Below are 13,126 nucleotides of genomic sequence, written 5' to 3'. Positions count from 1 at the left end.
TTCGATTGTGGCGTAAAGTTCTGGTTCGTTAAGTGTGATATTATGCAGCAGCCAACATTTTCAGCGAGTCAAGCACCGAATCGAGCCAGAACAGTTGGACAACCGGCGTTCCGTCGCTGTGCTTTTTCCCTGTGTCCTTGGCGACAGAATATGCCGCGCCCTTCGGTGTGGGTTTCCATCTCAGCCTGTCTTTATGATCCCTGTAGGCTGTCTGGAGCCCATTCGCAGCAAGTGTCTTGTTAACTTTTCGTCCGGATAGGCCAAGCTGTTTGCCGATGTCGGACGGGGTCAGGTGGGCTTCTTTGGTAGCTGATTCAAGATGGGTGATCTCCAGTAATTGTAGCGGTGCCGAACCTGTCATTTCTCTGGTGAGACGGTTTGCTGAGAGTACTGCCTGATTGCCCTTTAGCCCAGCAGCTTTCGCCATTCTGACGGCAGCCCGGAATTCCCGGTCAATCGGTAGGAGAGTGGCTGGTTTCTGATTTGGCGCTTTATAGCTTCCTGTTTTGCGAATAGATGTAAGAACTTCAGATGTTACCCATTTGCGAAATGGTTTTGATTGGGGTTTGTTGCTGCGGATGATTAAAGCATAAAGCCCTGATTCATTGATAATATTTGCCTCACCTTGACGACCTATGTTTTGCATAGACCGTTCATCATCGTCAAGAATGCTTATTGCCTGTGTCGCGTTTTTGATATCAAGGACGTCACAAACATCCTTTGCAACCCACCATGGATTTCCCGATTCATCCTTGATTACTCTTACCTCTTTTGAATTGTAGTTGAATGGAATAACGTTACTCATTGCGGTATCTCCTGTTGAAATTAAATAAATTGTACTCGGCCTTCAGTATGACCGCTTGTCAATTGTCTGATTCGGTGGTTATTGGCCATTCTATGGGTGCCCTCGGCTATGGGCTTCCATTAACGCGTTTTTAGGGAATCCCAATTCATCCTTCTCCCAATAGCCTTCAGGGCATTCCGCCAGGTTAAGCCCCAGCTTGTCAACCCGGTTACACCATAGGCAAAACGGCATTTCATCAATTTCTTTGTATTGAGCGTAGTCGCAGACAATGCCCAGACAACGGGGGTTCTTCCTGTTCAAGGTTTCTATGATCTCTGTCTTGTGTTCCTTCGCATATTCAACGACATTTTCCCGCTGATCCGCTGAAAGTCGGTTCAGGCCCCATATTTTGATTTTGTCCCCTTTGCCCCCTGCGCCATTTGAAACGTATAGCCCCATACGGGATAAAAAATTGACCGAATTTTTCAAATTGTCACCTCGTTTGGGGTATAGGGGACAATGGGGATAATGGGGGTTTTCAGCTGAAGACCATTGTCATTACTGGCTTTGGAAATGCCCCTACCTTTTACCCCCCAGGGGGTTAAGCGGGGTGAATCGAAGCTGTATTGACGTTTACCCCCTAAACCCCCAATGTCCCCTTTACCCCCTAACCCCCCTAAACCCTCCACCATATATATATATTTTCCTCTCTCTATCTTACTTATGGCGTTGAGCTTTAACAGCTTGGGTAATGTCTTGGTGATATATTTGTAATTTAATCCTGTAATTTCAGATAGTTCCTTTGGCGTGAGTGCTTCTTCGGCATCCTTCAAAGCGTCGAAAAGTGCTTGTTGTTTTTGCGTGTCCTGGACTTCTCCGGCATCGCCCAGCAACTGCCATGACATGAACTCGGGATCAAATTTTAAAGCAAATTCCGCCGCCTCAACGTCCCGCCCGTTGATATGAAGAACGGCATCCGCTTGTCCGGTTTTCCTTGCCAATGCGAGCAGGCCATCGGCCGCGCCTGTAAGTCCCAGGCTCCCGCTGAAGGTATCCATTATGTCATCGGCTTCCATTTTCCTTAAATGGTGGATCAATAGAATGGTGACGGTGTATCTGTCGGCAAGGCTCTTGATTTCCGCCACATGCTGATAGTCCACATCATACAAGCTTTTATTCGCTCCGCGGTCAGTCGGTCTGAATTTTGCCAGGGTGTCAATAATGACAAGCCTTGTGTCTCCATGTTTTTTGATTTCCGTTTCCAGGAGTTCAAGGCCGCCTTTATCCGCCCTCGGCCACTCCGTAAACAAATGCAGTTTATTTGATGCTTTTCCGCCGTGCCGTAACATTTGCCGTAAGCGTTGCTGAAGGCGTCGCGGGGTATCCTCTAATGCAAGATAGATAACCGATCCCATTTCAACGTCGATTTTTCCCAATGCCTTGCCCCCGGATGAAACGGCAATGCCTGTGTTCAGTGCAAAAATAGATTTGCCTTGTTTGGGTTTGCCGCCCAGGATGTTCAACCCCTCCGGTAAGATATCGGGTATGGCCCACTTGATTTCTGGAAAGACAATATCCATCAACTCTGAGGCGTTGTAACCTTTTGGCACATCCGGTCCTTTTGCTGATTTTTCCAGCTGTCTCTTGACTTCCTCAACCCCCTCCTCAGTTGCAAGATCGTTGAAGTCACTCAATTTGGCTTTTCCCTTCTTAAATTCAGGAACGGCAACTTCCGCCCCGGTTGCCTTTGCTGCTGCTCGTGCCGCTGTCAATCCCGGATTACCGGGTTTCGTTTGGTCGTTGTCTGCCGCGATAACAATTTTTGAATTAGGATATTTTTTACGGATCGCCGCGGCCACTGGTTTCAGATTGCCACAATCGAATGAACAAACGGTATGCCTTCCTGTTGCCTGGTGGATGCTTGCGCTGGTCGAGAATCCTTCGCAGATATAAACGGTTTCGGTGCTGCCAGGGATCTCAAAGAAAAAGCCCTGCTTCGCGCCGTTTTTCAAAAATCGCTTTTCTCCGTCTGGCGTGATCCGTTCTATCGTGTGAATCTTGCCGTCCGCATCCCTGGCAGGGACCACAAGCCGCCCTTGCTCATCGACTTTGACACCATAAGGCTGAACCTGTTTTCGTTTGAGATAGGGGTGCTCCTGCGTTGCCGGTGACGCTGCCTCCCATATCTTCAAGGCTTCCTGTCGGGCTTTCCCGTGGATCTTTTTTTGCTCGGCATCGCGCCGTTGCTTCTGCGCTTCGATATGCCGGGTGTACTCGGCCCGTTCAGGCTGTGTCATTTCACTTTGGTTTTTTTCACACCAAGTAAACGACGCCCCGGTTTTCCAATCCCCGTAGCTTCCCGCCGGGATTCCGTCCAAGTGAAGCACATACCAGGCATCAGGATTATTTCGGTCCTCTGGCTTGAACCTGTGGAGTTCGTCATCCGGTATGATTTCAGTTTGGCAGCTGATCCCGTTTTCCAGCATCGCCGCCCGTAAGGCTTCAATAGTGTCTTGCATATTTACAGGCTTTCGGTTTGGATTTTTCTGCTCTCCATGAATTCAATCACGTCGTCATGTAGGTAGCGAACAGACCTCCCAATTTTGCAATAGGGAATGCCTCGCCGATTATGTCTGTCGTTTCTCAGAGTTGGAAGCGCCCGGCCTGTGATTTCTGACACTTCCCTTTCGTGTAAATACTTGGCAAATTTCTCATCCATCGTTAAAACTCCGTGTTAAGTGGTAAAAAAACAAAAAACCCTATAATCAACTGAATGACTACAGGGTCTCATAGGTAAAGAAATTTTAACAGCTCACGAGGTGAACTTGCTAAATATATAACATGCTTGAATTAATGAATATTTAACAGGTTCACTTTTTTGGCACGGAACCTGGCTTCCATTTCTTTGATCTCTTGAAAAGATCGCGTTTGTTTTTTGCTTCCGAAAAGCCTCTTGTCGTCACTATTTTCATTAGCAGCGTGCCGATGAACTCCTCATGTGGCTTGTCTCCAAAGTCGTAAAGGTCCAATTCTGATAGAAAGCTCTCCCGCACATCCGGGAACCGCGACTTGTCCTTTCTGTAAATATCGAGTGCGGCTTCCTTTCTCTTCTCCTTAATTTGCGGTTCGCCTCCTGCCTTCAGGCCTATACCCGCGTGCTCTTTAATTCCGAGGTAAATTTCATCAGCCTGTGGACGGATACTTTTCAACAGCAGATCAAGCGGATCTAATTTTTCATAAAGAATAATTTTGGTATTCTCATCGACCTCGGCACTCCATTGTTCTCCAATATCTATGCGGTCAAAATACCACTCATCCGCAACGGCATGCTCCTGGCCGTCGGAGTAAACTGTTTTCAAGTCCCTGAGAAAGCATGATTCATCAAAGGGATCTGCCACTTGCATTTGAAAATCATGAAAATAGGGTGCCAAATCTCTGTCGCTATCGTCAATTTCCGGTGTTTCAAAAATTATTACATATTGAATATCTTCGGAAACGCAATAGGTCCTCTGGATGGTTATTCGTTGAATAAACTGGTAATATCGCGCCCACCTTTCGGCGCAAGCACTCAGTGCCTCTATGTTTAGAAGGGGGTAATTATTTGAGATAGAACGTGTAGCCATTTTTTATGCCTCCTGTGGCACTCCTGGTATTAGACCCCGGGGAAAACCGGCCAGGTTATCCGGTCTTGTCGGTTCCGGTGATCAGCCGGACCCTATCCCCTGAAAAGTGTTATTTTCGATGTTCCTCTATGTTAACGACCTGCTCAACATCCTTTTTAGCTGCTGCCTGGCTGATGATATCCCCGGCCACATTAGACGCTTGCTTGAGGGACTCATCTCTGAGGTGTGCATACCTTTGTGTCATTCGCGGATCTTTATGTGTGAGTAACCGCTGGATTTTATACAAGTCAACTTCGCCAGAACCCGCCAGAATAGAAGCGAAAGTGTGCCGCAAGCCGTGAAGGGGTCGGAAATCCTTAGGAAGTCCGGCCGCTTTTTTGATCTTATTGACCGAGTGACTGACGCTAACCCGCTGTTCCCCGTGTTTGTTCGGAAACACAAACGCGCTTTCCGTTCGGGGATGCTTTTCTAAAATCCGCTTAGCATCTTCACTTAACGGCACAGTTTGGCTTTTCCCGCCTTTGGGTTCAACGATTTTTATGAAGCCTCTGTTAAGGTCAACATCCTTCCATTTTAGTTTGAATAGCTCGCCGCGCCGCATTCCGGTAAACAGAGCCATTTTCATAAGGTTTGCGATTTGAATATCATCATGCTCATCAAGGACTTGCAAAAGCTTTGAAAGTTCCTCCTGTGTTAGATTTTCTGTTTTTTGATTGTCAACTGTTGGTTTTTCGATATGAAAGGGTATTCCGGCACATAGGTTTTTTTTGAATCCAAAGTTGGCTATCCAGGTCAGTAAATTCAGAACGTGCTTGACGGTTTGAGGGGACTTGGTTTTGAGTAACCTGATTCGAAGCCTGTCAACCTCTAAAGGGATGATTTCAGAAGGCTCTTGATTGCCGAATTTTGCTTTTAGATATTTTTCGAACCTGTTGAGGTCGGTAACTTTAGATTTGCCGTCCGGCCTACCGTTGAAATATTCAGCCGCCAATTTGTCCAAGGTCCATTTCCCAGCTTCAGCCGCTTTCTTTGCGTCTTCAGCTTCTCGTTTTTCACGATTTGATAGGTCGCCTTCAATTCTATTTGCTCGGATTCTCGCCGCCACTGCGGGTGTCATCGCATCTTGAAGCTGCCGTCCTGCCTTCTCCTCGATCATTTTTCCATGCTTTCGATACCGAATATTGTAAATCCGTTCTGGTTTTCCGCTGGCAGATTTGCCGATAGTATAGAAGACTCCAGGATATTTTGTCTTAAATCGTTTGGCTGCTGGCATAGGGTTCCTCCTTTGGTTGGATTTTCTACCCCACACTATACCCCACACCTACCCCACAAATCAAGGTAAATATTGATAAGCCAATATAAACGACAAACGATTAAGGTCCTTGATTTATATAGCTTTACAGCTATAAAGATAAATAGAGGTAAAAGTATTTTTTCGGCCTCTCACGCCGGTAACGCGGGTTCGACCCCCGCTGGGACCACCAAAAGAAAATAAAAAGTCTGGCAGCATTGCCGGGCTTTTTTTGTTTTTATAGAAAAGCGCCGCTCCTCCCCTGCTTTTCCCGCAAGCGTTAATAAGGCCAGGGTAAAACTATTGGCTGATTCAACCTGTCTGCGCTATATTTTTCTTATCAGACCGTTATCCGTAAATGAGTAATACCGGTTCATCGTTCATCGAAATAATGATGTGCTCGTGAATTGTTATGCCCACTGTCTCTTATCTCTGACGCCTGAACGATTCTCCTGGCAGGTCATCAGGGGATGGCCTCGGCTCGTTGCTCGGATGGCTATGAAAAAGAATCATCGATGCCGAATTGGCTGCCGATGGTAAACGATATTCAGGCCGACAATTTCGTTTCCGGCACTCAACAGAATTTTGTATAATTTACATTAAAATAACTACTCAAGTGATTACAGAAATATTTATGCAATGATCTACCGCTCTGAATAAATGACTTGCAATTTGTGAAAAATCATGAAATAAAAAATGTTAAACGATCCCGGTGGTAACTAAAATTAGTAAAACATACTGATAATATTTCTAATATTGCACGAAAACTTTACGATTTTTGTCAATTAGACTATTGAGGGTATTTTTACAAATTTTTCTGACCAGAACTTATTCAGCATAAAAAGTTCAAAATATTACTGTCGGAGAATAGAAAGATAGCGGATATTCCAGCGCCATTCGGATATCCGTAATTATATTTTATGATGATGGTTTGAGATGTTAACCAATCAACAAAGGAGAACCTTGCTATGGTAGAATTTGCGTATCAGGAGATGTTTCCTCTTTCAGAGGACACTACTGAGTACAGGCTTTTAACAAAAGATTATATTTCAGTCTCAACCTTCGAGGGTAAAGAAATATTAAAAATTGAGCCTGAAGGCCTTACCATGCTCGCAGAGGAAGCATTCAGAGATGTATCTCATCTTTTAAGACCCGCTCACATGGTCCAACTGAAAAAGATTCTGGATGATCCTGAAGCTTCAGACAATGATAAATTTGTCGCGCTTGATATGGTTAAAAATGCAGTAATTTCAGCTGAATTTGAGTTTCCGATGTGTCAGGATACCGGTACGGCTATTATCGCTGGTAAAAAAGGGCAGCAGGTATGGACAGGGTTTGATGAAGAAGAGGCACTGTCAAGAGGCGTTTTCAATACTTATACCCAATGTAATCTTAGATATTCCCAGAATGCTCCCCTGAACATGTATGACGAAGTCAATACGAAATGTAATCTGCCTGCTCAGATTGATCTTTATGCGGTAAAAGGAGATGCGTATAAATTTTTATTTGTGGCTAAAGGCGGTGGCTCGGCCAATAAAACATATCTCTATCAGGAAACAAAGGCAGTCCTGAATCCTGAGACGTTAGAAAAATTCGTACGGGATAAAATGAAAACGTTGGGAACCGCTGCTTGTCCTCCTTATCATCTTGCATTTGTTATTGGCGGAACATCGGCTGAAACAAACCTGAAGATAGTCAAGTACGCATCAACAAAATATCTGGACAGTTTGCCCACATCCGGAAATGAGGGCGGGCGAGCATTCAGAGATCTGGAACTGGAAGAAAAGATTCTGAAAATAGCTCAGGAACTTGGAATTGGTGCTCAGTTCGGAGGAAAGTATTTTGTCCATGATGTCAGAGTGGTACGGTTGCCCAGGCATGGTGCTTCCTGTCCTATTGGAATGGGGGTCAGTTGCAGCGCGGACCGAAATATTAAGGCTAAAATAACCAAGGACGGTATTTTTCTGGAAAAGCTGGAAAGAGACCCTGCCAAATACCTTCCTGAGCCCACAACAAGTGAAGACGATGCGGTGAAAATCGATTTGAATCAGCCAATGGATCAGATACGCGCCATATTGACGAAATATCCTGTGGCAACGCGTTTGTCCCTGACTGGTAAAATTATTGTTGGTCGGGATATCGCCCACGCGAAGCTCAAAGAAAGATTGGACAGGGGCGAAGATCTTCCTCAGTATTTAAAAGACCATATTATTTATTATGCCGGCCCAGCGAAGACCCCGCCGGGTTACGCATCCGGATCTTTCGGACCTACCACGGCTTCACGGATGGATCCTTATGTTCCTATTTTCCAAGCCTTAGGGGGCTCCATGGTGATGCTCGCAAAGGGCAATCGATCACAGGTCGTAACCGATGCCTGCAAAAAATACGGGGGATTCTATCTTGGTTCCATCGGAGGACCTGCCGCTCGGTTGGGGAAAGAATGCATTACCGATGTCAAAGTGCTTGAATATCCTGAACTGGGAATGGAAGCCATTTACGAAATTACGGTTAAAGATTTTCCGGTATTCATTCTCGTCGATGACAAAGGAAATGACTTTTTTGAAAATCTGCTGTGATACCGGAGCTGGAAGCCGTTGAGAATTATCAAATCAATAGGTTATAGTTATTCTTGAAAAACGCTAAGGAAATAAAATTTAACTGATACTGATACAAACAGAATTATCAGAAATTAATTTTTGTTGGCGTTTATCATTAGTTTGCCGCAAATCATATGTGTTTGAGGCGATGAACTTTAAGACCTAACAATAAAGGAGCAGTTCGATGGCAAAAAAATTTAAGACAATGGATGGAAACACCGCTGCGGCATATGTAGCATATGCGTTCAGCGATGTGGCAGCCATTTATCCGATTACCCCTTCTTCAGTGATGGCGGAATTGCAGGATGAATGGGCAGCAAACGGACTGAAAAACGTGTTTGGACAGGAAGTTCTGGTTCGACAGCTTGAATCTGAAGCAGGTGCGGCGGCTGCGGTTCACGGATCACTGGCAGCGGGTGCTTTGACCTCGACATTTACGGCGTCTCAAGGCCTTCTCTTAATGATACCGAATATGTATAAAATGTCCGGCGAACTTCTGCCCGCAACGTTTCATATCTCAGCACGTTCGGTTGCAGGACATGCGCTGAATATTTTTGGCGACCATACAGACGTTATGGCGGCAAGGCCGACAGGTTTTTGTCAGATCGCATCCGGTTCAGTCCAGGAAGTAATGGACCTTGGCACGGTTATGCATTTGTCTGCGATCGAGTCCAGTTTGCCGTTTATTCATTTTTTTGATGGATTTCGTACATCCCATGAAATTCAGAAAATTGAATTGATTGATTATGCGGAAATGAGCGAATTACTCAATTGGGCCAAGGTCGCCGAATTCAGAGCCCGGCAGCAGAATCCGGAAAAGCCGGATCTCAGAGGCACGGCTCAGAATCCGGATATTTATTTCCAGGGGATGGAAACCGGTAATCCGTATTATGATAAAGTGCCCGCCATTGTCCGCGAAAACATGAGAAAAGTCAGCGAACTGACCGGGCGTGAATATAAGCCATTTCAGTATGCGGGGCATCCTGAGGCAGATAAAGTCATCATGGCCATGGGATCGTCAACTGATACTATTGAAGAAGTCATCAAAAATGAAGTGGCACGGGGAGAAAAGATCGGTCTGGTCAAGGTTCGTCTGTATCGTCCGTTTGTTCCGGAATATATGTTCGAAGCCATTCCGTCCACAGCCAAGACCATTACCATTCTTGACCGGGTTAAAGAAAAAGGCGCTCTAGGAGATCCTCTGTATCAAGACGTGAGTACGGCTTTCTTCGAAGCCGGAAAGTACCCGACTCTTGTGGGCGGACGTTACGGCCTCGGATCCAAGGACTTCCAACCGGGGCAGGTCAAGGCCGTAATTGAAAATATGAAATCCGTGAAGCCGAAAAATCATTTCACGGTTGGTATTATTGATGATTTGACCAACACCTCTCTTGATGTGCCGAAAGGTTATGTTTCGGCTCCAGAAGGAACTGTCCGTTGTAAATTCTGGGGCCTTGGCGCAGATGGAACCGTTGGCGCCAACAAGGAAGCTATTAAAATCATTGGTGATAACACCGATATGTTTGCGCAGGCCTATTTCGCATATGATTCGAAAAAATCCGGCGGGGTTACCATCTCTCATCTTCGGTTCGGTAAAACAGCAATTCAGTCCCCGTATCTGATTGCCAACGCGGATTACGTTGCTTGTCATAATCCGGCCTATGTCAATATCTACGATATGGTCGGTGACGTGATCAATGGCGGTACATTCGTACTGAACTGCCCGTGGAGCGTTGAGCAGATGGAAACCGAACTTCCGGCTGAAATGCGTCGCGCTATTGCCAGAAAGAAAATCAAGTTCTATACCATCGATGCGGTTAAAATTGCAGCAGAGGTAGGCTTGGGCGGTCGAATCAACATGATTATGCAGACAGCGTTCTTCAAGCTGGCCAAAGTAATTCCGGTTGACGAGGCCATTGTCCTGCTGAAGAAATCTATCCAGAAGGCTTACGGTAAGAAGGGCGACAAGATCGTCAAAATGAATACCGACGGTGTGGATAAGGCTTTGACAGGCGTTGCTGAGATTAACTATCCCGAATCCTGGGCGGATGCAGAAATTGTACCGGCCCCTGAGAAAGATCAGCCTGATTTTGTTAAAAACGTTCTTTATCAAATGCAGATTCAGAAGGGTGATGAGCTGCCCGTCAGCGTATTCTCCAAAGATGGTATTTTCCCAGTTGCATGTTCAAAATATGAAAAACGCGGTGTGGCCATCTTGATTCCCGAATGGATTCAGGAAAATTGTATCCAGTGTAATCAGTGCGCCATGGTCTGTCCGCATGCGGCCATCCGACCGGCACTGCTGACTGACGAGGAAGTGGCTGCGGCTCCGGCCGAATTTAAGACCATTAAGGCCATCGGTAAAGAGCTTAAAGGCTATAATTTCCGTATGCAGGTCGATGCGCTTGACTGCATGGGTTGCGGAAGCTGTGCAAATATCTGTCCGGCAAAGACCTCCGCGCTGGAGATGAAGCCGCTGGCCACGCAGACTGAAGCACAGGTACCCAACTGGAACTACTTTGAAACTCTGCCGGTGCGTGACAATCTGATGGATCGGGGCACCGTGAAGGGCAGCCAGTTCTATCAGCCGCTTCTTGAGTTTTCTGGTGCCTGTGCCGGATGCGGGGAAACGCCTTACACCAAATTGCTGACCCAGATGTGCGGTGAGCGGATGGTAGTTGGAAACTCCACAGGGTGTACGTCCATATGGGGTGGCTCACCTCCGATTCCGTACTGCACCAACAAGGAAGGTTTCGGTCCTGCATGGGCCAACTCCCTGTTTGAAGATTCCGGAGAATTCACTTATGGTATGTTTTTAGGGCATGTCCAGCAGAGAGCCAAACTGGCGGATCTGGCCGAGCAGGCCTTGGCTACCGATATTGATGCGGAAGTCAGGGGCGCACTTCAGGGACTGCTGGATAATTTCAAGGATGCGATCGGTTCCAAAAAATATGGTGATGAGCTCAAAGCCCTTCTGCCGAAATATCCGGGCAATGCCCTGCTGCAGGAAATTTTGAGTTTTAAAATGCTGTTTACCAAAAAATCCTACTGGGTATTTCTGGGTGACGGTGCTGCTTATGATATCGCGTTTGGCGGTATTGACCATGTTATGGCATCCGGTGAGGATGTCAATGTCCTCGTGTACGACACTGAGGTATATTCCAATACCGGTGGCCAGTCCTCCAAAGCCACGCCGACCGGATCGATTGCCAAGTTTGCTGCATCCGGTAAAAAAGTCACCAAGAAGGATCTGGGCGGCATGATGATGACCTACGGCTATGTCTATGTGGCCAGCGTTTCCATGGGCGCCAATAAACAGCAGCTGGTCAAGGCTTTCAAGGAAGCGGAAGCCTATGATGGGCCTTCACTTGTTATGGCCTATGCACCGTGTATCAACCATGGCATCAAGAAGGGAATGGGCAAGAGTCAGTTGGAAGCCAAACTGGCAGTTGAGTCTGGTTACTGGCCGTTGTACAGATTCAATCCCGATCTGAAGAAAGAAGGAAAAAATCCGTTTATTCTGGATTCAAAAGAACCCGATGGTACTCTTCAGGAATTCCTCTCTGGCGAAGTGCGTTACGCCTCTCTGGAAAAACTCTTCCCAGAAGAATCCAAGAAATTGCGGGCACGCATTGAGACAGAATATATGAATCGCTATCAGGCGTTGAAAGTAAAGGCTGAGTAAGGCAGTTCTGAGCCCTTATTTGTCTTTATGTGCGATGATTGATTAAAAAAGGCCGTCTGCAGCTGCAGACGGCCTTTTTAATATGAAAAATTATCTGATGAGAATCCGGGCTCAAATTAAAGGCAGAGAAATATTTCTGGGGCAGAGGGTCTATAATAACGAATATAAAAATACCTTCAAGGTTCTTGCAGGTCTTGTGTATGTGTGACGTGAGGCAGGGCCAGTTCTTTTTTCAGGAGTTTCAACGATGTTTCCAGATGTTTGAATGAAAACACCTCCACGGACATGATCCCCTTGTACCGGTTTAATATATTCCATATTAAATTTAGTTCGTTTTCAGACAGGTTATTTAACGCCACGTGATCCTGCCGGTTTTCAATTCCGTGGAGATGAATGATGGTGGTGATATCCGCATACCGGTTGAATGCGTCATTTACATTGTAGCCGAAGCGCATCAGATGCCCGATGTCAAGGCATACGGACAGGTTCAGCTCTTTTACGACCGGTTCTGCCCATTTAAACGGATACGCCAGGGTTTCGATTGAAATCTTTCTGCTGTCAATGCCTGATGTCAGTATATGATTCATCCCTTCACAGATGTTTTCCTGCCATGCCTTAATATGACCGGATTCACAGCCGGCCTCATTGTATGGAAGATGAAGGGTCAGGGTGCTCGGCCACAGCGGGGCGGTCAGTTCGATGACGTGGCGGATGGCATCAGCGGCATGAGCGCGCTTTGTCGGATCAGTATCATCCAGTGGAACATCATAGGGCAGGTGGACATTGAAGGTGATATCAAAATCGTCAGCAAGAAGGCAAAGCTCAGAGATGTCTTTTTTCGATGGCAGACTGGCCGCGGCGCTTTCAAACATGAGCAATTCGATTTCATCCACGTAAGGGGCCAGCATTCTGACATTATTGGCATACGTGTCCGGATAAATAAATGACGTGGTGGCCAGCCTGAACGGGAACAGATTCCTGTACGATTCGGACAGTGCCGGATAGGGCAACCTGGTTTTCAAATGATACTCCGCTATAGTTGATAAGATAAAGCTGTTGGCCGGTTTAAAAAATCAAGTCTGTCGTATTTATTGATATTGAGCTTTGGCACCTCCGCCTTCAGCTATATCTGAGCTTGTCATAACT

At 46.3% G+C, this 13,126-nt stretch carries 8 protein-coding genes and 1 tRNA gene; 3 read left to right on the top strand and 6 right to left on the bottom strand.

Annotated features, from left to right (window positions below; all coding sequences use genetic code 11):
* Positions 1 to 40 precede the first annotated feature (40 nt).
* The 5 genes from PHQ97_00650 to PHQ97_00630 all read right to left on the bottom strand — a co-directional run bounded on the left by PHQ97_00650 (position 41) and on the right by PHQ97_00630 (position 5,680).
* Entirely contained in the window at positions 41 to 805 is a 765-nt protein-coding gene (locus PHQ97_00650) for a BRO family protein (protein ID MDD4391243.1), read from the bottom strand.
* Between the two features lie 90 nt (positions 806 to 895).
* Complete coding sequence (locus PHQ97_00645) at positions 896 to 1,273, bottom strand: hypothetical protein (GenBank protein ID MDD4391242.1); 378 nt, start codon at positions 1,271 to 1,273, stop codon at positions 896 to 898.
* On the bottom strand, positions 1,270 to 3,303 hold the full coding sequence (locus PHQ97_00640; protein MDD4391241.1) for an AAA family ATPase: 2,034 nt from the start codon (positions 3,301 to 3,303) through the stop codon (positions 1,270 to 1,272). The genes PHQ97_00645 and PHQ97_00640 overlap by 4 nt, the downstream gene beginning before the upstream one ends.
* A 351-nt stretch (positions 3,304 to 3,654) precedes the next feature.
* Complete coding sequence (locus PHQ97_00635; protein MDD4391240.1) at positions 3,655 to 4,407, bottom strand: hypothetical protein; 753 nt, start codon at positions 4,405 to 4,407, stop codon at positions 3,655 to 3,657.
* Positions 4,408 to 4,516: 109 nt separating this feature from the next.
* A complete protein-coding gene (locus PHQ97_00630) occupies positions 4,517 to 5,680 on the bottom strand; it encodes a site-specific integrase (GenBank protein ID MDD4391239.1) in 1,164 nt (387 codons plus the stop codon).
* Positions 5,681 to 5,818: 138 nt separating this feature from the next.
* Here PHQ97_00630 and PHQ97_00625 point away from each other — a divergent pair.
* The 3 genes from PHQ97_00625 to nifJ all read left to right on the top strand — a co-directional run bounded on the left by PHQ97_00625 (position 5,819) and on the right by nifJ (position 11,980).
* Positions 5,819 to 5,891 (top strand) — tRNA-Glu (locus PHQ97_00625).
* A gap of 775 nt (positions 5,892 to 6,666) precedes the next feature.
* The gene (locus PHQ97_00620; protein ID MDD4391238.1) at positions 6,667 to 8,274 is read left to right on the top strand and encodes a fumarate hydratase; all 1,608 of its coding nucleotides are present in this window, start codon (positions 6,667 to 6,669) and stop codon (positions 8,272 to 8,274) included.
* A gap of 205 nt (positions 8,275 to 8,479) precedes the next feature.
* Complete coding sequence (gene nifJ, locus PHQ97_00615) at positions 8,480 to 11,980, top strand: pyruvate:ferredoxin (flavodoxin) oxidoreductase (GenBank protein MDD4391237.1); 3,501 nt, start codon at positions 8,480 to 8,482, stop codon at positions 11,978 to 11,980.
* A gap of 176 nt (positions 11,981 to 12,156) precedes the next feature.
* On the opposite strand, the gene cbiR is transcribed toward nifJ, so the two are convergent.
* The gene (gene cbiR / locus PHQ97_00610) at positions 12,157 to 13,002 is read right to left on the bottom strand and encodes a cobamide remodeling phosphodiesterase CbiR (protein ID MDD4391236.1); all 846 of its coding nucleotides are present in this window, start codon (positions 13,000 to 13,002) and stop codon (positions 12,157 to 12,159) included.
* Between the last annotated feature and the right edge of the window lie 124 nt (positions 13,003 to 13,126).

This window comes from Desulfobacterales bacterium (genome assembly GCA_028704555.1).
GTDB lineage: Bacteria > Desulfobacterota > Desulfobacteria > Desulfobacterales > JAQWFD01 > JAQWFD01.
Note: the sequence above shows the minus strand (reverse complement) of the source record. Positions and strands in the feature narration are given on the sequence as shown.